The sequence below is a fragment of the Amedibacillus sp. YH-ame10 genome (assembly GCF_053848885.1).
The window spans coordinates 17,217-40,693 of sequence record NZ_JBSPFA010000027.1; the positions used below are offsets into that span (position 1 = coordinate 17,217).

Below are 23,477 nucleotides of genomic sequence, written 5' to 3' on the forward strand. Positions count from 1 at the left end.
GGGTTTATCATAAGAAAAAAGGAATGTTTTCACATTCCTAATCGTTGATGATTTTATAAATAAGACCTGTTTTTTCTACGTGTTCCTTCGTGAAGATAAATGCATCATAGAACTCTGTTAACCAGTTCGTTGGTAATGGTTGATTGATATGTACATAGGCAAGAATATCTCCTTGTTGTACTTCATCTCCCACTTTTTTATTCAATACAATCCCTACTGCAGGATCTACATCATCTTCTTTTACCATACGTCCAGCACCCAATTGCATTGCTAAAGTACCAAGTTTCAATGCATGAAGATCTTTTATATATCCGCTTTCTTTAGTTGTGATTTCTAAGATTTCTTTTGCTTGTGGTAACAAACTAGGATCTTTGATTTGTTCTACATTTCCAGATTGTGCCTCTACCATTTCTATAAGCTTTTTAAGCGCTCTGCCACTTGTAATAGATTCGACAAGCATTTCCCTAGCCTCATCAACATTGCCCGCCAATTTGGACTGTACAAGCATGATACTGCCTGCTTGTAGACATAAGTCTGTAAAATCTTGAGGACCTTCCCCCTTCAGTGTAGCAATTGCTTCTTTTACTTCTAGCGCATTGCCAATTGCATTTCCTAAAGGTTGATTCATATTTGAAATCATGGCGCGTACATCTTTATGGAAATGATGTCCTATAGAAATCATGTTACGTGATAATTCCTCTGCTTTTTCAGGAGTATCCATAAATGCTCCTTCACCAAATTTCACATCCAATAAAATTGTATCTGCACCAGCCGCAAGTTTCTTTGACATAATACTAGATGCAATCAAAGGAATAGAATTTACCGTTGCACTCACATCACGTAAAGCATATAACTTCTTATCTGCAGGAACAAGTGTACCACTTTGTCCAATCAAAGATAATCCAATACGGTTCACTTGTTCAATGAATGTATCCTGAGATAAATTCACTTGAAATCCATCAATGGATTCTACTTTATCTAACGTCCCGCCAGTATGTCCTAAACCTCTACCAGACATCTTCGCAACTTTACCACCACAAGCCGCAACCATTGGCGCTAAAGACAAACTCGTTTTATCTCCAACTCCACCAGTAGAATGCTTATCACATTTTAACCCTTGAATACTAGATAAATCAATTCTATCTCCACTATTTAACATTTCATCTGTTAAAATGGCAGTTTCTTTTTCATTCATACCATTAAAATAGATTGCCATTAACAATGCAGAAACTTGATAATCTGGTATTTCATCTTTTACATATCCATCGATAAAGAAATGTAGTTCTTCTTTTGTTAATTCCTGACGTTGTTTCTTTTTTTCAATGATGTCTACAAAACGCATAAGATTCAACCTTCTTTCTCTTCTTTTATGAATGATTATTTTTTAATGCTTGTATTTCTTCTTCTGTTAGGTAGCGCCATTCCCCTGGCTTTAATGCTGTATCTAGTACCAAAGAGCCCATACGCTCTCTTCTCAAAAACAAGACTTCATTATGTACTGCTTGTAACATTCTTTTTACTTGATGATATTTCCCTTCTTGTATCGTTAAATATATAGAAGTATCATCTATTATTTCGACTTTAGCAGGTTTTAACACTTCATCATCCAACGTTATGGTACCACTCTCTAAGAGTTCAATATCACTTTTTTCTAATGGTTCTCTGATTTCTACATAGTATGTTTTATCGACATGTTTCTTTGGAGATAATAAAGCATGTGCTAATTTTCCATCGTTACAAATCAACAATAAACCTTCCGTATCGATATCCAAACGTCCTACCGGAAAACAATCTTTTGGAATGATGGTATCAATACATTCTAGTACCGTTTGATATTGTGCATCACTTGTTGCACTCACAACGCCATCTGGCTTATGAAGCATAATATAAACTACACGATCATATTGAATGCGCTCACCATCTAACACAACTTCATCGCTTGTTTCATCAATATGTGTATCATCTTTTATACATATAACACCATTCACACTTACATGTTTCTTGCGTATCCATTGCTTTACTTCTTTCCTAGTTCCGATGCCCGCATGTGCAAGATATTTATCTAATCGTATCATGCGCGTTTTACCTTCGCTTTTATTTTGGAAAAAATCTTACCTAAATCAAAATGGAAAATCGTCTGAGGAATATTACAGAATGCAGTAATCGCAAAATACACCCCACAACAAGCTAATCCCATCAACATCAAATACAGAAGTGATACCATCTTAGAAGAATGATGATCAATCCATCCAAGACTTGTAAACAACAAGGATAGCAAATAAAATCCTAGAACTCCAAGAACAATGAAGATAAGTTTTCGAAATGTATACTTCCAATTCACATGGAAATATTTCTGTATAACATACACATTTAAAATGGTAAATACAGCGTATGCAAAAGCACTCGACAATACCATACCAGGAATTCCCCACCACGTAATAAATAAACGATTCGTCGCTATCTTAATAAGAGCAAACAACATCGTATTGATTACGATTTTCTTACGGTATCCAATCGCCATTACAATGGATGAAAACACTGGGCATACCGTAGCACAAAGTGCTTCCAACGCATACCATTTCATCGTAAAGGTATCCAGTGCAAGCTGCGCATTGTCTACATGTGGAAACAATACAAACATAATCGGTTTCGCAAATACAAATAAAGCAAAACAAACTGGAATCGCAATGTATAATACAGATTCGATACATTCTGTTATATTCTTACGTACAAGTTTCATATTTTTATGTTCCAACGCAGAAGTGATATATGGTATAATCGCCGCAGAAAACCCTGGTGCCAATACCATTGGAATCGCAATAATTTTTGTTGCCCTTCCAAATACAGAAGTATTTACTTCTGCCGTATATGCCATCTCTCCAAACGCCGCAAGACCAGGCTTTAAATCCATTTGATTTACAATCGCATCACAATACCCAAAAATAGAAATTAACAAAAACGGTATCGCTACAAACAATAATTCCTTAAATACAACGTTCGCATCTTTAGCTGGTTTTAACTCTTGCGTTCTTGCCAATTCTTTCACTTCAATCAGACGATGATTTCCTTTCCATCGAATATAGAAAATGGTTAAAAATCCCGATACACTAGCCGCAAATACACTAAAGTATAAGGCCCATACAGCATCTTGATTGAACACATAAACAATCAACGCCCCAAAGGTTAACAAAAAGATAATACGTACCAATTGTTCTAATACCTGAGACATAGAATAAATTTGAAGTTCTTTTAAGCCTTGATAAAACCCACGAAGTGAACTTAACACTGGGATGATAAAGACAGCCAAAGAAATGATGATAATTACATTCTTCATAATGTTCACATCTAAATCTTCAGGACAAGTTACTTTCGCAATCATACCAGAACCTAGCATCATGCATAACATACAAACAAATCCAAACGCTGCCATCGTTATAAATGAAATCTTTTTTACTAACAGACAAGTTTTATAATCACCTCGACTACTATATTTCGCAATTAAAGTAGCTATCGCAAATGGTAATCCCGCAGTCGCAATCGTTAAGATATAAGAATAAATATTATAAGTCGTATAATAATAACTCTGATTTTCATTTGTTTGTAAAATATAATTAAAAGGAATGACATAAATCAAACCTAGAAATTTCGATATAAAAATACCAGCACTGGATATCAAACCTCCAAGCAACATTGATTGCTTGCGTTTTGACATATTCTTTGTTTCACTCATATTTTAGCCTCACTCATTATTTGTTTCTGCAGTTTCCTTCGCACCATTTTCATTATCATCAGCTTCTTGAACAAAGCTCACATTAAAAAACACACGATGATCATTTACTAAAGCGGAATCTTTCCATGTAACCATAACATATAATTCAAATTGTTCTGAATCACTAACACCCTCTAAAGAAAATCCTTTATAAAACCCCATTTCTGCATTCGACTGAAATGGAACCATATGAAAATCTAATTGTGCATCTTCACCTAATAACCCTAAACAAGGATGTACATTTGTATTGCTATCTACATCCGGATTAACTGCAATCGCTTGAACATTATACATAGCACTTCTTGGATTTGATACTAAGAGTTCATATTGATAGGAATTATCCTTTTGTTTATATACATTTAATTTATAGTCAAAGGGAATGATTTTTGATTCGATCCCTTGATTGGTCATTACTGTATCAATGAAATTTTCGTAATTTTTCATGTTTTCTTTATCATCTATTTTCGTGTTAGAGCAACCACTCACTAGCATGATCATAGCAATCCATAAAACGATAAGCTTGCGCATGAAATCACCTCTGCATTATTATATCATATTTTCATGTTACAGGATATCAAAAATAAAACGATCCGTGAGGACCGTTCCCTATCTTTCGTTTTTGTTACGGAAAGAATTGCATTCAGTTTCGCAGCATGAATTTGGTATTACACAATTATCACATGCCACGGAAATTGTTTCAGCTTCACAATGTGCATCTTTGTGATAAACACAATTTGCGACACTGCATAAAATTTCAGTTTTCTTCTGCATGATAACACCTCCAATACGTAGTATGTGAGGATTTCCTTGTCTTATGAAGAATAAATCAACATCGCTGAAAAACAATAGGTCTGTTCCTCTTCACCTTCACATATGGCACTTGAAAACTTGATATCCAAGACATTGATATCTTCGTTATCTCTTAAAAATTCATTGATTGCATCACTTAGATCATCTTCATGTTCTTCATCAAACACTTTCACCGCAAGCATTTATATCACCAAATTTACTATACCATTCCTCCCTGTAAAAATGTGTCATTTTCTGCCATCCACGCATCTAACATGAATTCCTTTCCATAGCTTATTGGAACCATTGGTAAACGTAATACATTCTTACAAACACCTTTGCGACATAACATATATTTCACTGGAGAAGGAGATGCTTCACAGAATATTTTTTCTGCACACTCATATAACATGTTTCCTAGCTCCTCATCTTGACATCCACCTTCTATAAAGCTTTTCATCTGTGGAAGAATCATATGTGACATTACAGAAACCACTCCCATTGCACCAGCTTCAAAAGACTCCACAAAATATCCGTCCTCTCCACTATAAACACGAAACTTTGGATATTGTTTCATTACACATTTTACTAAATCAAGATCTTTTGATGCATGTTTTAACGCAACAATGTTTGGACATTCATCCAATAACCTCAACAAAGTATCACACTCCAGCGTACAGCCTGTTCTAGAGGGAATGTTATACAACATAATAGAATGATGAATACACTGTGATATCTTCTTAAAGTGTTCATATAAGCCTTGTTGGGTTGGTCGATTATAATACGGCGTAACCAACAACACTCCAGCAATATCTCGATTTTCTACTTCCAAGCAATTTTCAATTGCTAATCTTGTACAATTAGAACCACACCCATACCAAATAGGAACCCTATGTTGTGCACGTTCAATTACAAAGTCTAGAATTTGTACTTTCTCTGTTCTTGTAAGAGTTGGTACTTCTGCTGTTGTTCCACATACAATTAAGCCATCACACCCTTGGCTTATCTGCTCTTCTACCAAATAACCCAAAGCATCAAAATCAATTTCATCATGTTCCTTAAACGGCGTAATCAGTGCAGTCATAATCTCTTGCATCTAATTCCCTCCTAATAGAATTGGTTGAATCTGTTTATGAACAATTGCTTCATCTAATGCACTTTCCAATAATGTCCATTCCGCAACAATGCTTCGCTCTTTTTTAAATGGAGCATCTTGACGAAATGGAATTGCATAGATATTTTTTGTTGCTAATAAGCGCATAACATTAGGACCACTTATTCCTAATCCATCGTTACTTGCAATACCAAACACCACATTCTTCTTATTACGAATCATTGCTTTTGCCGCAAGAGTCACTGGATGATCGTATATCCCATGTGCAAGCTTTGCAGCAACGGTCGCAGTCATAGGCGCAATAACCATGATATCCATATCGTTATTTGGTCCAACTTTTTCTGCTTCTACAATCGTATGAATAATATCATGCTTGGTAATTGATTCTACCCTCTTTAAAAATTCTATGTTTTCAAAGAATCTAGTAGAACAAGAGTATACATTTTCACTCACCACACAAACAACATCATTGTTCACACATAACTTTTCTAGCTCTATCAGTATTGCATGATGATTACAAAACGAGCCACATATACCAAACAAAATCCGCTTACCCTTCATTGCTTAACTTCCCCCTTATAAACTCAGCGATTATATTTCCAGCGGTAACACTTGCAAAACGTCCAGGTAGATTTCCAGCTTTGATAATACAAATCCCCAATTCCCTAGCTGCATCCATATCGATCACATCAGGAGTAACAATATCAATGATAACTGGTCTTTTGGTCCATTGTTGCATCCTCTCTCTATTTAACACATCCCCTATCGAAGTATTAATGATAACATCTCCACATGTTGTATACTCATTCACTTCAATGAAATCTTCTTGCTTCTCGCAAGTTCTTCTTATCACGCGCGTATTTACGTGTAGATTATGAAGGATATCATAAATGACTTTACCACAATTTCCATATCCAATCACATCTACTTGTATATCATAAATGCTTCTAGCACAACAACCAATGAGTTCATTCAAGACACCCTCTGCTGTTAAAATCGCATTATCACGAATGACTCCTTGATCTTCCATATAGTAATATGTTTGATATGGAAGTTTCTCTAAAAATTCATTTCGCAAACCACAGAAAATAAGAATACTTTCTTTTAATTCACTCCAGAATTCATCTTTTTGTCGTATACAAGCAATTTTCCCTTCTTTATCCACGCCTTTTACTGGTAACACCAATACATCAATTTCTCTTTTGCACGTCTCTAAATCATTCACATTATAAACATCCATTACACAAAAGGATTTTGATAAATTATCGTAAATTTGTATCATTCGATCATCACTGCAAATCACCGCAATCTTCAAAATGTCCCCTCCTTTGATTTATACTATGATGTTTGTACAGGTTTTGCGATAACAAAAATAAAACAGAGTAGATAATCTCCACTCTGTCTTTCCCTACGCTTGTGTAATTACAAAATAATTACGTTTTCCTTTTTTAATTAAGGTATCGCTATTTGAAATCGCATTTGCCTTTGATACAACAAATTCGCAATCTGTAACTTTATCACCATTGATTTGTACAGAACCTTGCGTAATCCATTCTCTGGCTTCTCGCTTACTGCTCGCAATTCCAGCCGCAACCAATGCATCTACTAACATTAGATTATCATCTATGCTTCTTTTCTCAAAGCCTTTCAATGCATCCGTTACTTCATCTTTTTCTAAATCTTTGATATTCCCTCTAAATAATGCTTCTGTAATTTTCAAGGCTTTGTTGTACTCGTCTTCTCCATGAAGGAAAGAAACGACTTCTTTTGCCAATGCTTTTTGTGCTTCTCTTCTTCCGGCATCAACGTTTACCTTCTCTTCAAGATCATCAATTTCTTCTTTGCTTAAGAACGTCAACTTCTTTAGATAATCAATGACTTTTTCATCTTCTGCATTCACTAAGAATTGGTACATTTCATATGGAGATGTTTTTTCTTTGTCCAACCAAACATTTCCAGATTCACTCTTCCCAAACTTAGAACCATCTGCTTTTGTAATCAATGGCATCGTCATACCATAGCACTCTACATCTGCGCCATGTTTTTTACGAATCAATTCTAATCCGCTCGTAATATTACCCCATTGATCTTGTCCACCAATTTGTAATGTACAACCTTTATCTTCAAATAGGTGTAAGAAATCTAGAGATTGTAAAATCATATATGAAAATTCTGTATAACTAATTCCAGATTCTAATCTACGACGTACTGTATCTTTGTTGATCATATAGCTTACATTGAAGTATTTTCCATAATCACGTAAGAAATCAATAATCGTGATATCTTTTGTCCAATCTAAATTGTTTACCATTTCAAACCCAAACAATTCTTTGATTTGCTTACTTAAACAAACATAGTTATGTTCTAGAATTTCCTTTGTCAACATGTTACGTTCGCCTGTAGCTTTTGGATCTCCAATAAACCCTGTAGCACCTCCAACAAGCATAATTGGATGATGTCCATGTTCCTTTAAACGGCGAGCACACAATAGACTTGAATAATGTCCAATATGCAAGCTATCTCCAGTAGGGTCAGTTCCGATATAGAATGTTAACCCTCCATTATTTAGTTTTTCTTCTAGTGCAGGACTCGTTACATCATTTACAAGTCCTCTCCATTTTAGTTCATCAAATAATTTCATAATTTCATATCCTTTCTCATAAAAAAACGTCCTTTTATCCAAGGACGTCATAAACGTGGTACCACCTTAGTTCTCTATGTAATTCATAGAGCACTCAATCTCGTAACGTGAGACACGGCTTTACTTTGCATAAAGCAGCTCCGAGTTGTATGCATGACTTTCATCTGCGATTTTTCACCAACCAATCGCCTCTCTAAGCATTTCCATCATGTTCTTTTCTCTTCATCGCTAATATTTCATAGTATAGATTTTAATCGTATACTTGTCAACTATTTTGTAGATTTTCTAGGTGTATAAATGTAACTTAACTCAATTTCTTTATCTGTTACTTCGTTATCTTCATGCAACATCTTCGTCAATAAACGCATCGCAACAGCACCTAAATCGTAGTCAGGGATTTTAAATCCTGAGATTTGAGGACGCGCCATCGCATTGTATTTACTATCTAAGATACAAACAAGTTCCATATCATCTGGAATACTAATACCTGCTTCTTTGGCAGTATTCATAACAGCCATTGCTTGAGAATCACGATATGTAATTACAACATCATGTTTCTTTCCTTGTTTCATATATTCTTTTAAGAATAAGTAAGAAGAACGATATTCTTTAGGAATTGCCAAGAAGTTTTCAAACTTCAAGCCATTCTCAGCAAATGCTTTTTGTAAACCTTCGTTTAACTGTTTGATCATTGCAGGATTTTTACGGTCTTCAATCAACGCAATATTTGTTTTCCCTGCTTTGATACAACCCATTGCATAGTCATATACAAGTTTTGCATAATCTACATAAACAGAACCAACAGTTTCATCACTCATACGGTTTCCAATCACAACGATTGGTACTTGATAGCGTGTTAATTGATTTAATTCTTCTTTGTTCAATTTATCATTAAAAATCACAACACCATCTACACGAGATTTGATGATATTTTCGATGATATCATTCATTTCTGTAATACCTTCTGTAGTTGTGTGTAACATAATGTTATATTTATAAATTTTTGCTACATCAATTAACCCATTGATAATTTGTCCAGTGTAGAAATAACTAGCTTCTGGTACAATCAACGCAATCGTTGTGGTTTTTTGTAAAGCAAGCCCCTGTGCAATTGCATTTGGCTTATAACCCAGTTTTTCAATTGCTTCCTGCACTTTCACTCGTGTATCTTCACGAACAACTTCACTTCCGTTGATAACACGGGATACGGTTGCCAGCGATACATCAGCTTCTTTCGCTACATCGTAAATCGTAATTCTTTTCATAATACATTATCCCTTCTGATCATCATTGTGATCATTCTCCGTGTTTAGTACACGTTTCAACCCATTAAAAGCGCTCTCCGCAATTTTTAACGTTCCCTGTTTCATCTTCTTTACACCATCTACTACACGCTCATCATGACGCACATTATCAATGGTATCATTCACACTATCCACTACTTTTGAAACCGTATCGTTCTTCATCACTTCATGGATTCCATCTTGCAACGTGTCCACGAGTTTATTTCCAAACTCTTTTGCTTTTTCTTTGCCCGCAAGTACATCCTCACGTTCTTGAAATGCTTGTACGCTTTCTTTTGTACGATTGATAAGATTCGTAGTTTCTTGTTTTAAACGTTCTAGTTTTTCACTCACTTCTTCAGAGTTGATACTCCCTGCTAGCCATTCGCGAAATTCTCGGTATAGACGGTTAATTTCTTCTTTTGCATCATCTAATATTTTTTTCTTATCACTTGTGTCATCATCATCCATAGAGATGATGGTGAATTTCGCTTCTTTTTCTAAATTTTCTGCTTGTTCCGCATATTCATTTGGTTCCATAAGCTACTCTCCTTCTTCATCAGCTGGGGTTTTACCATTTGTCTTATCTTTACTAACAACGGACATTACCCAATCTTTAATGGAAGAAAAATTTTCAATTACAGTCACAATCGTTGAACGCACAGCAGTTTTGCTAGCTTCATGAACACAATCCACCGTTTCACTTAGTTCATTCAGCGTATTCAAAGGTTTATCCAGTGTTTCCAACTGACGATTGGTTGTATCCAATGTTTTTTTCATACTGATCACCGCTTCATTTGCGCTTTTCATAACACAAATCAAATGTTTAACGAAAATTGCCAAAAATATGAGCACTATAACACCCAGTATTGGCAGTGCTGTAGAAGCCACTTGACTTGTTAATTCAAATAATTGATCTAATCCCATAGAAACACCTCATTTATCATTTTAACTTACTTTGTAACTTTTTTCAACAATTAATGAAAACCCTTTACAATATTTTTTAATTTATAGATATCTTTACTACTCATAAACAGATAAACCGCTGGTCCTTGCTGTGCTAACATCTTCGCTGCTTCTTCATCTTCTTTGATGACAACCGCATGTTTACACTTGTTGGCTAAGTCTTCAATGGTAATATCAATGCCATCCTCTTTTGCTGCATTTTCTGGAAAATGACACAAGTAGACTTCATCTGCTTGATCCAATTCTTCCGCAAATCGATCCATAAAATAAAAGATACGTGAGAAGCGATCCGGCTTGAAAACCGCAATCACTTTCTTACCAGGATATTTTATTTTTGCTGCTTCAATCATATACTTTACAGCCGTTGGATGATGGGCATAATCATCAATATACACATTATCACCTTGTTCCTCTGTTGTGAAACGACGTTTCACACCTGGAAAGGACTGTAACCCTTCTTGTAGTATTTCTGCACTTAAACCTTCCATGATTCCAAGTGCAATTACACCAAGACTATTCCATAATAAAGGTTTCCCAACAAATGGAAGTTTAAAACTACCAAAGTGCATTTTTTTATAAAGAACATCAAAGGACATCCCTTCTTCATTTTGCACAACATGAACTGCTTGCACATCATTGTGTTCCATTAGCCCATAGTATAAATGTTTCGATGTGACATGTAAACTTCTTACACTTTCATCATCCCCAAACATAACTACTCCTTTTTTTATTTGATTTGCAAAGGTTTCAAATGCATCACAATAATCTTCCATGTCTTTATAATAATCCACATGATCAAGTTCAATGTTCGTAATAATTGCATATTCAGGCTTATACGCTAAGAAATGGCGTTGGTACTCACATGATTCTACTATGAAGTATTTACTAGCATCTGGCATTTCCCCTGTTCCATCTCCAATCAAATAGCCCGTAGGGGCAACTAGTGACATTACATGAGAAACCATTCCTGTTGTTGTTGTTTTACCATGTGTTCCTGCAACTGACACAGACGTATACTCTTCCACTAATTTCCCTAAAAATTCATGATACCAATACGTCGTTACACTAGGATTGGCAAGTGCTTCTTGAACTTCTGGGTTATCTTCATGAAACGCATTCCCAATAATAACAACATCATGATCATGTATATTTTCTTTTGAAAAACTAGTAATAGGAATCTTTCTTTCTTCTAATGGTTTCTGTGTAAAAATATATTTTTCAATATCAGAACCACTTACATCATCTCCACGATCCGCAACAATGGTCGCAAGTGATGCCATTCCTGATCCTTTGATTCCTATAAAATGATAATGCATTTCCAACACCTCTTTTTATTTAATTTCTGCTTCATCATCACTATCACGTATTGGGGTAGATTCACCAAACAAAGAAATTTGCATGATATCATCTTCCTCTTCATCTATGTCATTGTCCATAATTAAATCATCTAAAGACAAACTATTTACATCTTCATCGTCAACATATGTTTCTATATCTTCTTGTGGGGATAAGATATCTTCCGTTTTACTCTTTTCTTTCTTCTCAATTGTTTCTTGGGCCTCTGCCTCAAATTCTTCTAATTCACTAATTCCATAATACGGTGAAATCACAGTTCCTAAAGGATTTGCTTTTTTCGCTTTTGGAAGTGTAATAGATAGAGAAGACCCTTTTCCTTTTGGTTTCTTTTCATCATCTTTCGACCCGAAAATCGGTGAAATCACAGGTGAAAACTCAAACTCTACTTTTTCTTCTCGTACAGGCGTTGTATTCATACGTTTCGTTTGTACAGAATGCGTAGTCGTAACGCTCTGTTTTGGCTTTTCATCTGTTATCTCAATACTAACAAATTTTTTACCTTCCTCTTGTACAGGTTCCACCACAGGTTGTACAATCTTTGGTTCTTCTTTTATGATAATCTTTTCTTCTTTGATTTCTTCTTTTTTTGCTTGTTCTACTTTATATTCAGATAATGAGATATCTTCTAATTCATCTTCTACAATGATATCAGCATCTGTTTCTTCAAACAACATAGATCCTAGTTTTCTCCAAATTGACATATTCCTCACCTATCCTTTCGCAATGTTTCCAAAAATCTGTCAATTTCATCTCTCGTCTTACGAAAGCGTGAAACGAAACGATCAATTTCTACTCCGTTTGCATATGCTACAAAACTAGGAATACCCATAACACCTAATTCTTGACATACTTCCAAACAATCATCACGATCTACATAATAGAATTCATACGCATCGTATTTCTTCATTAATTCCGGTATAAATGGTTCTATAAACTTGCAATCTGGACACCAGTTTGCAGAAAAAACAAAAACACTCAGAGGCTTTCTAGAAGCCTCTTTAAATTCTTCTAAAGAATGGATTACCTGCATTGTCTCTTTCATGAAATAACTCCTTTATTATTCGGTCAAAATCATCTTATATCTATTATATCATCATTTTATGAAAATTTATTTTTTATTTTCATAAAATCTACTTATTTTTCAAAGGTTGTTTCTTCCATACCGCGCGATAGATAGGCTGACCTAATTCCATAAAGCGATGCTCATATTCCGTAATAACATCTTCATTGTGTTCAACTCTGCGATAATCTACACTAAATTCATGTAAAAACCATCCTTCATTCTGAAATTCCAAAACAGAATATTCAAATAAAGATACGTTATCAGTCTTCATTTGAATTTCCCCATCATCGATTAGGATATGGTGGTATTGTTCAATAAATGCGTGATTCGATAATCTTTTTTTATGTGCACGTTTTTTAGGCCATGGATCCGAAAAGTTCAAGTGAATAACATCCACTTCTCCCTTCGCAAACCATTCTTTGATATCTTCAGCGTCATCATTGATATACAACATATGTGCGGGTGCTTCTTCAAGATTACTGTATTTACGAACAGCAAGTGCCGCAACACTTACGTTCTTTTCAATACCAATCCAACCAGCATCCGGATATAGTTGCGCCATACCAATCCAGTAATCACCCTTACCCGTTCCTATCTCCACATGCAATGTATCTCGTTGTAATCTCTTTTTCCATGTTCCCGCTGCTTCTTTTACATCTTTAACAACGACTGGTTGTTGTTCTAAAAAATCTTCTGCCCAAGGCAATTTACGCATTCTCATAATGTACTCCTATTCTGCTAATTTTTCTATAGATTCACTATATATAGCAACCGCTGTATATAAATTTTCTAATTTGATTCCTTCATCTCTTTGATGACACGCACCAACAAAGATATCTTCTTCTACTTTCTGGTTCGGAAATTCAGGCCCAAATGCAACGAAGTTTGAAAACTTCTTCGCATACGTTCCACCACCAATGGTCATGTTTGGTGTAAAGTCATCATGACTATATTTACGATACACACTAGAAAGTGTCGTTACCAAATGGGAATTTGGATCTACAAACAATGGGTTTGCCTTACGTAAAACTTCCAATTGCAATGGATAATTTAAAGCTTTTGCGTGTTGTACAATACTTGCTTCTATCGCATCTACATCCGCATCGTTAGGATAACGTATATCCACTATAATTTCACTTTGTTTATCACTTATATTCACAACCCCAGTATTCATGGTTAAAAACCCCATATATGCTCCATCCATCGCAATACCTAAAGATTTCCCCATCCAATCATGCAACATTTGATAGGTATGTTTCGCAAATGTATCCTGATATGCATGTCCAACAAAATTCAATATGTGAAGGGCTGCATTTACGCCTAGATATGGAGTTGCCCCATGAGCAGAAACACCCTCTATATGACAAACAACTTCACCATCCACTGTTTCCATATACCCTTGTAACCCATGACTCTTTAAATAGAAGTCGAACAGTTCCAGCAATTCACTCGCTTCCTTTTTCAAGATTGCGCTTGCTTTTCCAATCACAACATTAGGTCGCTCTCCTGCATGCATTTCCTTAATTATAGTTTCAGCACTTCCTTGATAATGTACATGCAAACCACCTTTTTCTCCATAAATAACTGGAAAATCCGCATCTGGTGTAAATCCAAGAGTTGGTACTTGTGCGTGTTTTACATAGTACTCCATACACTCCATCCCAGTTTCTTCATCACACCCCAATATCAACATGACTTTTTTATTTAGCTTTATTTGTTGATCGCGAAGCATTTTCAATGCATAAAAACCTGCCATAGCAGGTCCTTTATCATCCAAAGTACCTCGTCCAAACATATACCCTTTTTCAATTTCTCCACCAAAAGGATCCCTTGTCCAACCATCTCCTATGGGTACAATATCAAGGTGCGCTAACACCCCAACACTTTCTTCACCTTCCCCATATTCAATGACTCCAGCATAACCATCAATATCACGCACAACAAAACCATCTCTTTCACCAAGTGAAAGCATATAATTTAAAGCTTCTCTACATCCTTTACCAAAAGGCGCATTCTTTGTTGCTGTGGTATCATCCCGTTGAGAATCTATCGCAATAAGTCCTTTTAAATCCTTTATAAATGCATCTCCATAAGATACGAAATTTTTCATCCAATCCATTCGTATTCACCTCTGCTATATTTTATCATAAACCCTATCATTTACCTAAAGTATTTTCCTTAAATTTTTCATAAGAAAAGCAACCAGATGAACTCTGATTGCTTCTGTATTACTCAGCTGTTTCTTCTTTTGTTTCTGTTTTTACTTCTTCTTTTTTCTCAGGCTTAGGCAACAATGCTTTCGCGCTTACATTCACACGTCCACGATCATCAATTTCCATAACCTTAACTTTTATAACATCGCCGATTTTTAATACATCTTCTACTTTTTCAACACGATCATTGTTGATCTTAGAAATATGTAATAAACCATCCGTTCCAGGGAACAAGTTTACAAATGCCCCGAATTTTTCAATACGAACAACTTTACCTTCATAGATATCGCCAACTTTCGCAACTTTTACGATGTTTTTAATGATATCTGCAGCTTTGTTAATAGATGCACGATCCATATGGTAAATAACAACGTGTCCATCATCTTCGATGTCAATTTTAACTTCATTACAATCTTCGATGATTTTGTTAATTACTTTACCATTTGTTCCGATAACTTCACGAATCTTATCTGGATCGATATAGAATTGTTCAATCTTAGGTGCGTATGTACCTACATCTTCTCTTGGCGCAGGAATTGTCGCAAGCATATTTTCAAGAATTTGTTCACGAGCAGATTTTGCTTGTGTCAATGCCTCTTTAAATATATCTTCTGTAATTCCAGTTACCTTAATATCCATCTGTAATGCCGTAATACCCTCTGTAGTTCCAGCCACTTTAAAGTCCATGTCTCCAAAATGATCTTCCATACCTTGGATATCCGTTAATACAGTATATTTATTGTTTGTTTCATCCATGATTAGACCCATTGCTATACCCGCTACTGGAGCTTTGATAGGAACACCCGCAGCCATCAAAGACATTGTGCCTGCACAGATGGAAGCTTGTGAAGAAGAACCGTTAGATTCTGTAACTTCAGCTACTGTACGAATGGTATATGGGAATACTTCCGCGCTTGGTAACACTTGTGCTAATGCACGTTCACCTAATGCCCCATGACCAACTTCACGACGTCCTGGATTCCCCATACGTCCTGTTTCTCCAACAGAATATGGTGGGAAATTGTAGTGATGCATGAAACGTTTTGTATCTACTTCTGTAACATCATCAATGATTTGATGATCGTTCATTGGTCCTAATGTAGTTACACTTAAAACCTGAGTTTCTCCACGTGTAAACAAGGCACTACCATGAACGCGTGGTAAAATATCGATTTGAGAATCCAAAGGACGGATTTCATCAATCTTACGTCCATCTGGACGGATTTTATCTTCAATAATTAAACGACGCACTTCATCTGCCTCAATACTATGACAAATTTCTTTTACTTGTTTTAAAGTTTTATTTTTTGTAGCGTCATCTTCATATGTTTTTGCGTCGAACATAGCAACTGCTTGTTCTGTGATTTCATCGATTTTACCATAACGTTCCAATTTCTTTTCAATAGAAACTGCTTCACGCATTGGTTTTTCGAAGTTTGCACGTACTTCCGCATCAATTTCTTCACTTACTGTATACAGTTTTACTTCCATTTTTTCTTTACCAACTGCTGCTGCGATTTCCTCTTGGAATGCAACCAACTGTTTGATATGTTCATGTCCGAACATAATCGCACCTAACATCGCTTCTTCGCTCACTTCTTTAGCGCCAGCTTCTACCATGTTTACTGCATATTTTGTTCCAGCCACAGTTAAATGAATGTCACTGTTTTCTAATTCATCAGGAGTAGGATTGATGACATATTCGCCATTGATTCTACCAACGATAACACCTGCGATTGGTCCATTGAATGGAATATCAGATACACAAAGTGCCAAAGATGCCCCAAACATTGCGGTCATTTCTGTTGAACGATCTTGATCTACAGATAATACTGTATTCACAACTTGTACTTCATTACGGAATCCATCCGCAAATAAAGGACGAATTGGACGGTCAATCATACGTGATGTCAATGTCGCATGTTCACTTGGTCTTCCTTCTCTTCTTAAAAATCCTCCAGGGATTTTTCCTACGGAATACAACTTTTCTTCAAATGTTACTGTTAATGGAAAGAAATCTAATCCTTCCTTTGCTTGTTTGCTGGCAGTTGCTGCGGATAATACAACGGTATCATCATAACGCACTAAAACAGACCCTCCAGCCTGCTTTGCAATCTCTCCAGTTTCTACTGTGATCCCACGACCACAGAATTCTAAACGAAATTCTTGTTTAGCCACACTATTCACCTCTTATTTTCTTAGTCTAGGACATCATATCATATTTTGAAACCCAATAAAAGAAAAAAAGCTCTTTTCGAGCTTTTCTACCTTATTTTCTTAATCCTAAACGTTCGATCAATGTTTTGTAACGATCTAAGTCTTTGTCTTTTAAGTAAGCTAATAAGTTTCTACGACGTCCAACCATTTTCATTAGACCACGTTGTGAATGATAATCATGTTTGTGTTCTTTGAAATGTTCTGTTAACTGGTTAATACGAGTTGTTAATACTGCAACCTGTACTTCTGGAGAACCTGTATCTCCTTCAAAACGTGCGAAATCTTTCATAATTTGAGTCTTTTCTGATTTTAATAACATTTTTCTTTCCTCCTGTTATTGATATGTTCTATACTGAGTAAACCGCCGAGGAAGCAAGTAAACCAAGTGTAAAACCTCAATCATAATACCATATCCACACTCTCTTGACAAGCATTTTTACAATCAAAGCTTATTCTTTTGGTAACCCAAATGTACTTCTGTATTGTTCAATGCCTAACATACTTGCTAAATCCATTGCCCATTCGCGATATTTCCAAGCAACTGAAGTCAAAATATGATCACTTCGGATACATACCAAAGAAGTATCTTCCATACATTCGTACGCATCTTTCATAAGTGGCATATCTTCTACTGTGATATCTTCTTCCAAGAGCCCCTCGCGTGGACAACCACACATAAACGGACGATTTTTCACTAACCCCGCTTTAATGAGTATCATAGGACCAGCAGAAATCGCAGCAATCACTTTCTTCTTACGGTCAAACTCCTGTAGTAACGCATGTACAAGCTTGATATCCGAAAATGGAAACATCTCACTTCCAACTCCTGTTAATAAAATGGCATCAAATTCATCCACGCACAATTGCTCTAAGGTATATTCCGCCACACACAACATTCCTTCTTCACTACGATAAGCCTTCTTCTCTTCTCCAAAAATTTGCACTGGTATGGATTGTAATGCAAAATTTTCAAGTGCTGCGCTCAACTCAAACATACAAAAGGCATCATAAATTAAAACTGCAATCTTCATAAGAAATCCTCCTAATATTATAAAAAAAACTTCTATGCGTGCCTACATCAAAAGACGATCATAAAAGTTGTATAGGAATATATGAAAAATAGTTATGAAAATAACGTTATGAACAATCTATTGAAATAAGCATCCTACTGCCTACATATGAAATACAATAGATTATTTGCTCACGTCACATCACCTCTTACTTCTAGTGTATCATATCAATCTAAAAAATCAACTAAGATATCATTCAACAATAACATTCCTTGCTTACTTGTTTTAAGATACCCATCAGAAAGTATCAAAAGCCCTGCTTTCACATGTTTATCTACCGCATCTTTGTAACACTTACAAATACTCTCTTGGAATTGAAGTTCAAACTTAGATAAGCTTACACCATCTTTCATGCGTAATCCCATCATTATTGTTTCAAACATCTCATCCTCTTTCTCTAATTCTATATAGGTTGGATTTTCTCCAAAATCAAAGTAGGTTTGTAAGTTTTTCGTATTGTCATAACGGCGATGTTCACACTTCCCACTCGCCCCACATCCAACGCCTACAAAATCCTCATAGTTCCAATACATTTGATTGTGTTTGGAACGTTTTCCTTCTTTCGCAAAATTGCTGATTTCATAATGCTCGAACCCATGTTCTTCTAATATATGAATTGCATATTCAAACATATCAGCTTCCAAAGTCTCATCTGCACTTTGCACATGATTTCTTCCAAACTCAGAGTGTTCTTCAATCGTTAAAGAGTACAGAGAAATGTGTTGGATATCAAAATTCGTTACGATATCTAGTAAATCATCCTTCCATTCTTGAATTGTTTGTCCAGGTAGTCCATAAATTAAATCAATTGAAACATTATGAATTCCACAACTATGTATCCTATCCAATTTGTGCAACACATCTTCTCTACTATGTGCCCTACGAATACACTCTAATAGTTTTGGTTGTAAGGTTTGAACACCTAATGAAATGCGATTAACCCCGTAAGACTTCATAATTTCTAATTTTTGATCGCTTAAAGACTCCACATTGGCCTCCATAGTATATTCTAAAACTGTTTTTGTATAAGGAGCTACATAGGAAAGTAAGCGTTCTAATTGTTCTTCACTTAATGCACTTGGTGTTCCTCCACCAATATACATGGTTTCTAATCTTGTCCCTTTTAATTTCTCATCCAGCTCTTGATGCACACGAAAAAGCCATTTATCACACAGACCAGCATGATAACGGCATCTTGTAAAATCACAATAACTGCAGATATCTCTGCAGAATGGGACATGGATATAGCATGCTTTCATGAAATACCTCTCTAAACTAAATTATATAATTTTAAACGTTCACTCATATATAATATGATTTGTGAATTGGTAGGCTTATTGTTGTAGATACATACTTTTTCTGGTTGTGTACGATATGCATAGTTCACTGCTGTACGTATCGATTTTTCTACTCTTGAGGATGTTGTTTCATGAATTTTAGCACATTCTGCGTACACATCCCCTATCATCAAACGTTTTCCTGGAAAACGTTGAAATACAATCATAGAACATGTCCTTAAATATTCATAACCATCCAAGTGCATGGGAATACCTAAATCTTGTAGAACTTTACTTGCAAAAGAGTCTAAATTCCAATAGGAACTCTCTTCTATTTTCTTATTCTTTTGATCCCGTCGCAACATCTCAATCATTTGTTTGCTTGAATATGGTTCTACTAAGAAGTTTTTGATATCATATTGTAATAGTAAATGAATAGTATTGGTATTCAACTCTTTAAACAAAACCAAAACATTCATACTATGAAAACAATCATGTTCAAATAATTTTGATAAAAATGCTGCACTCGCTATATAATCCTCATGAAATTGGAATATTAAAACATCAATTTCCAACTCCATCAATTTCGAGATACTTTCACCAACAACAGTAGAAATCCCTAATATTTGAATTTCTCTTTGTGAATTTGCATACTCCAGCAGGTCTTTGATCAGTTCATAATCATGAACACATACATACACTTTTTTCATAATGTTTTTTGACATGCACCTCTACACTTTTTCATGCCTTATTCCCCCTCTTTAACTTCCAATATAGTAAACGAACTTTTTCCCCGTTTTCCGTTTTCTATACCAGCCCAATTCTACAAGTTTATCCATTGAACTACGTCCAGTTTCATAACATACATTCGCAAAGAGTAGATATTGTTGAATATCATAATAATGATTCTGTTTACGATGTGCTAAATAAAATCGGATTTGTTCTTCATGCAGTTGTGGATAACATTCTTTTAGTTCTTCAAAAGATAAGTTACTACGTTCTTGTTTTTTGCTACTGTTTAATAATACCATTCCTTCACAGATTTTCAACAATATTTGATCAAGGAACCGTAAAAAATGATAAGTTACATCAATTTGAGGTTCTAATCTTACATCTACCTCGTCATTGTCTGGAAAATAATGAAACAAATGAAGCAAATTTTCTTTCATCAAGTACAAGTAAAGAATCTCCCTATTGGTACTTGGAAACTTTATCATACATAAAAATGCAACAAGTGTAAAAGGGATATCCAAAGAAAACAACATTTCTACATCTTCAACGGATGGAACACGCAACAAGGTACAAGCCACTTGTATCCATTCTTGCATATCAATTTGTTCAATTGTATCCAGTTGATGTCGTAACATATCCCAAATAGGATTAGGTTCTTCTTCAACTTTGTTTGTATCTCGTATATTTACTTGATGAAGTTTTTGTTCTGTCTTCAAAATTTTAAACACAACACTTCTACACAAAATCACATGGCAATTAACTTTAGGTATCACAAATAAAAACCGATTGCGATATGCTTCGATTTCATCCCATATTACATTACCAATATGACTACCAAGTTCATTTATGATATCTTGTTTCTGCGCATAGCTTTCTTCACAATAACGTTCTATTACTTCCATTTTATCACCGTTTTTTAGTATAGCATAAGAACTTAACAATCCTTGTATTTTAGACAAAACAAGACCTAATACTACAAGAAGATACACATCCTATATAAAAAAAAGAATCTTCAAAAGATCCTTCTCTTATTTATCATCTTCATCCATAGACAGTACTGCCATAAATGCTTCCTGTGGCACTTCTACACTTCCTACAGATTTCATACGCTTCTTTCCTTCTTTTTGTTTCTCAAGAAGTTTTTTCTTACGTGAGATATCTCCACCATAACACTTCGCTAATACATTTTTACGAAGGGATTTGATATCTGATCTTGCGACAATTTTCCCATTAATTGCGGCTTGAATAGGAATTTCAAATTGTTGTCTTGGAATCAATTTCTTCAACTTCTCACAAATTGCACGTCCTCTTGGATATGCAAAATCACGGTGTACAATAGAAGAAAGAGCATCGACCACTTCTCCGTTTAATAAGATATCCATCTTAGCAAGTTTATTTACTTGATAACCAATCAATTCATAATCCAAAGAAGCATACCCTTTGGTACATGATTTTAATCGATCAAAGAAATCAAATACAATTTCTCCTAAAGGAAGTTCATAAATGACATTCATTCGATTATCATCGATATACACCATATCTTTATAATTTCCACGTTTTCTTTGACACAATTCCATAATCGCACCAACATATTCATTTGGTGTCATAATATTCGCTTTCACAAATGGTTCTTCAATACGTTCTACTTTTTGTACATCCGGCATTAAGCTAGGGTTTTCAATATGTTTCATTTCCCCATCACTCATATGCACGTGATAGACAACAGAAGGAGCTGTCGCAATCAAATCAATGCGATATTCACGCTCAATTCTTTCTTGTACTACATCCATATGTAACAATCCTAAAAATCCACAACGAAATCCAAACCCAAGAGCTTGCGATGTCTCGGCTTCAAACTGTAATGATGCATCATTAAGTTGTAGTTTCTCTAAAGCATCACGTAAATCATTATATTTATTAGAATCAATTGGATACAACCCACAATATACCATTGGATTCATTTCACGATATCCAATCAATGGCGCATCTGCAGGATTTGAAGCACTTGTAATCGTATCTCCCACACGTACATCTTTAATGGATTTGATAGAAGCACATACCCATCCTACTTCTCCACACTCCAGTACATCCTTCTTTACTTCTTTAGGATTACGTATCCCTAGTTCTAATACTTCATATTCCGCTTCACTTGCCATGAAGTGAATCTTATCTCCAACTCTAATGGTTCCCTCTTTTACACGAACATATGCTACAACACCACGATACGCATCGTATAATGAATCAAACACAAGCGCTTGTAATGGCGCATCTGGATTTCCACTAGGTGCTGGAATTTGTTTTACAACTGCTTCCAATACATCACGTACATTTAATCCGTTCTTTGCGGATATCAAAGGACACCCTTCCGCATCTAGGCCAATTACATCTTCAATTTCCTTACGCACTACTTCAGGTTGTGCACTTGGAAGATCAATCTTATTAATAACTGGCAAGATTTCCAAATCATTATCCAATGCCAAATATACATTCGCCAATGTTTGCGCTTCAATCCCTTGCGCCGCATCCACAACTAAAACAGCGCCTTCACAAGCCGCAAGTGAACGAGACACTTCATACGTGAAATCGACATGGCCTGGTGTATCGATTAAATGGAAAATATAATGTTGTCCATCTAAGGCTGTATATTTCAACTGAACTGCATTCAGTTTGATAGTAATTCCTCTTTCACGTTCCAAATCCATACTGTCTAACAGTTGTTCTTTCATATCCCTTTGTTCAACTGTATCCGTGATTTCAAGAATACGATCAGCTAAAGTAGATTTCCCATGATCAATATGGGCTATGATAGAAAAATTTCGTATATATTTTTGATCCATATTCTTCACACTCCTCATAACCATAACATTATAACAGAAGAAAATCTCCCCAACAATAGGCAAATGAAATTTGTTTCTTGACTTATTAATTATCCAGTGCTAAAGTTTATTTGAAAAGATTGAGAGAGCTTTCTTTTCAAAAAAAAGGAA

The 23,477-nt window shown here is 35.4% G+C and carries 25 protein-coding genes and 1 other annotated feature; all 25 genes read right to left on the reverse strand.

Going from position 1 to position 23,477, the window contains the following annotated elements:
• Positions 1 to 37: 37 nt before the first annotated feature.
• The 25 genes from ACWG42_RS11505 to lepA all read right to left on the reverse strand — a co-directional run bounded on the left by ACWG42_RS11505 (position 38) and on the right by lepA (position 23,327).
• Entirely contained in the window at positions 38 to 1,342 is a 1,305-nt protein-coding gene (locus ACWG42_RS11505) for a pyrimidine-nucleoside phosphorylase (protein ID WP_455792486.1), read from the reverse strand.
• 25 nt (positions 1,343 to 1,367) lie between these two features.
• A complete protein-coding gene (locus ACWG42_RS11510) occupies positions 1,368 to 2,075 on the reverse strand; it encodes a pseudouridine synthase (RefSeq protein ID WP_455792488.1) in 708 nt (235 codons plus the stop codon).
• Entirely contained in the window at positions 2,072 to 3,730 is a 1,659-nt protein-coding gene (locus ACWG42_RS11515) for an oligosaccharide flippase family protein (RefSeq protein ID WP_455792490.1), read from the reverse strand. The genes ACWG42_RS11510 and ACWG42_RS11515 overlap by 4 nt, the downstream gene beginning before the upstream one ends.
• A gap of 9 nt (positions 3,731 to 3,739) precedes the next feature.
• Entirely contained in the window at positions 3,740 to 4,297 is a 558-nt protein-coding gene (locus tag ACWG42_RS11520) for a hypothetical protein (protein ID WP_455792492.1), read from the reverse strand.
• 78 nt (positions 4,298 to 4,375) lie between these two features.
• On the reverse strand, positions 4,376 to 4,540 hold the full coding sequence (locus tag ACWG42_RS11525; RefSeq protein ID WP_455792494.1) for a DUF1540 domain-containing protein: 165 nt from the start codon (positions 4,538 to 4,540) through the stop codon (positions 4,376 to 4,378).
• 41 nt (positions 4,541 to 4,581) lie between these two features.
• Positions 4,582 to 4,761: a sporulation protein Cse60 gene (locus tag ACWG42_RS11530; protein WP_455792495.1), complete on the reverse strand. Its 180-nt coding sequence runs from the start codon at positions 4,759 to 4,761 to the stop codon at positions 4,582 to 4,584.
• 17 nt (positions 4,762 to 4,778) lie between these two features.
• Complete coding sequence (dapA, locus tag ACWG42_RS11535; RefSeq protein WP_455792497.1) at positions 4,779 to 5,654, reverse strand: 4-hydroxy-tetrahydrodipicolinate synthase; 876 nt, start codon at positions 5,652 to 5,654, stop codon at positions 4,779 to 4,781.
• On the reverse strand, positions 5,655 to 6,233 hold the full coding sequence (locus ACWG42_RS11540) for a dipicolinate synthase subunit B (protein WP_455792499.1): 579 nt from the start codon (positions 6,231 to 6,233) through the stop codon (positions 5,655 to 5,657). It abuts the gene before it with no gap.
• Positions 6,223 to 6,987 carry a hypothetical protein gene (locus ACWG42_RS11545; RefSeq protein WP_455792501.1) on the reverse strand — a complete coding sequence of 255 codons (765 nt, stop codon included), beginning with the start codon at positions 6,985 to 6,987 and terminating at the stop codon, positions 6,223 to 6,225. Before ACWG42_RS11545 ends, ACWG42_RS11540 begins: the two co-directional genes overlap by 11 nt.
• 93 nt (positions 6,988 to 7,080) lie before the next feature.
• Entirely contained in the window at positions 7,081 to 8,313 is a 1,233-nt protein-coding gene (tyrS, locus tag ACWG42_RS11550) for a tyrosine--tRNA ligase (RefSeq protein WP_455792503.1), read from the reverse strand.
• Positions 8,314 to 8,350: 37 nt separating this feature from the next.
• Positions 8,351 to 8,548: a binding site (T-box leader), on the reverse strand.
• Between the two features lie 34 nt (positions 8,549 to 8,582).
• Positions 8,583 to 9,578 (reverse strand): LacI family DNA-binding transcriptional regulator, encoded by a 996-nt coding sequence (locus ACWG42_RS11555; protein WP_455792504.1) that lies wholly within the window; start codon positions 9,576 to 9,578, stop codon positions 8,583 to 8,585.
• Between the two features lie 6 nt (positions 9,579 to 9,584).
• Positions 9,585 to 10,136, reverse strand: coding sequence for a hypothetical protein (locus tag ACWG42_RS11560; RefSeq protein WP_455792506.1), 552 nt, complete (start codon positions 10,134 to 10,136; stop codon positions 9,585 to 9,587).
• Positions 10,137 to 10,139: 3 nt separating this feature from the next.
• A complete protein-coding gene (locus ACWG42_RS11565) occupies positions 10,140 to 10,523 on the reverse strand; it encodes a histidine kinase (protein WP_455792508.1) in 384 nt (127 codons plus the stop codon).
• A gap of 50 nt (positions 10,524 to 10,573) precedes the next feature.
• Complete coding sequence (gene murC, locus ACWG42_RS11570; protein ID WP_455792509.1) at positions 10,574 to 11,878, reverse strand: UDP-N-acetylmuramate--L-alanine ligase; 1,305 nt, start codon at positions 11,876 to 11,878, stop codon at positions 10,574 to 10,576.
• 15 nt (positions 11,879 to 11,893) lie between these two features.
• Positions 11,894 to 12,619 carry an internalin gene (locus tag ACWG42_RS11575; RefSeq protein WP_455792511.1) on the reverse strand — a complete coding sequence of 242 codons (726 nt, stop codon included), beginning with the start codon at positions 12,617 to 12,619 and terminating at the stop codon, positions 11,894 to 11,896.
• A 5-nt stretch (positions 12,620 to 12,624) separates the two neighbouring features.
• Positions 12,625 to 12,960 carry a thioredoxin family protein gene (locus tag ACWG42_RS11580; protein ID WP_455792513.1) on the reverse strand — a complete coding sequence of 112 codons (336 nt, stop codon included), beginning with the start codon at positions 12,958 to 12,960 and terminating at the stop codon, positions 12,625 to 12,627.
• An 88-nt stretch (positions 12,961 to 13,048) separates the two neighbouring features.
• Complete coding sequence (trmB, locus tag ACWG42_RS11585; RefSeq protein WP_455792515.1) at positions 13,049 to 13,702, reverse strand: tRNA (guanosine(46)-N7)-methyltransferase TrmB; 654 nt, start codon at positions 13,700 to 13,702, stop codon at positions 13,049 to 13,051.
• A gap of 9 nt (positions 13,703 to 13,711) precedes the next feature.
• Positions 13,712 to 15,100 carry a dipeptidase PepV gene (gene pepV, locus ACWG42_RS11590; RefSeq protein ID WP_455792517.1) on the reverse strand — a complete coding sequence of 463 codons (1,389 nt, stop codon included), beginning with the start codon at positions 15,098 to 15,100 and terminating at the stop codon, positions 13,712 to 13,714.
• Positions 15,101 to 15,209: 109 nt separating this feature from the next.
• Positions 15,210 to 17,372 (reverse strand): polyribonucleotide nucleotidyltransferase, encoded by a 2,163-nt coding sequence (gene pnp, locus ACWG42_RS11595; RefSeq protein WP_455792519.1) that lies wholly within the window; start codon positions 17,370 to 17,372, stop codon positions 15,210 to 15,212.
• 91 nt (positions 17,373 to 17,463) lie between these two features.
• Positions 17,464 to 17,730 (reverse strand): 30S ribosomal protein S15, encoded by a 267-nt coding sequence (rpsO, locus tag ACWG42_RS11600; protein WP_455792520.1) that lies wholly within the window; start codon positions 17,728 to 17,730, stop codon positions 17,464 to 17,466.
• A gap of 130 nt (positions 17,731 to 17,860) precedes the next feature.
• Positions 17,861 to 18,442: a DJ-1/PfpI family protein gene (locus ACWG42_RS11605; RefSeq protein ID WP_455792522.1), complete on the reverse strand. Its 582-nt coding sequence runs from the start codon at positions 18,440 to 18,442 to the stop codon at positions 17,861 to 17,863.
• Positions 18,443 to 18,648: 206 nt separating this feature from the next.
• On the reverse strand, positions 18,649 to 19,740 hold the full coding sequence (gene hemW, locus ACWG42_RS11610) for a radical SAM family heme chaperone HemW (protein WP_455792523.1): 1,092 nt from the start codon (positions 19,738 to 19,740) through the stop codon (positions 18,649 to 18,651).
• 11 nt (positions 19,741 to 19,751) lie between these two features.
• On the reverse strand, positions 19,752 to 20,468 hold the full coding sequence (locus ACWG42_RS11615) for a sporulation initiation factor Spo0A C-terminal domain-containing protein (protein ID WP_455792525.1): 717 nt from the start codon (positions 20,466 to 20,468) through the stop codon (positions 19,752 to 19,754).
• A 51-nt stretch (positions 20,469 to 20,519) separates the two neighbouring features.
• A complete protein-coding gene (locus tag ACWG42_RS11620; RefSeq protein ID WP_455792526.1) occupies positions 20,520 to 21,392 on the reverse strand; it encodes a hypothetical protein in 873 nt (290 codons plus the stop codon).
• 126 nt (positions 21,393 to 21,518) lie between these two features.
• A complete protein-coding gene (gene lepA / locus ACWG42_RS11625; RefSeq protein WP_455792527.1) occupies positions 21,519 to 23,327 on the reverse strand; it encodes a translation elongation factor 4 in 1,809 nt (602 codons plus the stop codon).
• Positions 23,328 to 23,477 lie beyond the last annotated feature (150 nt).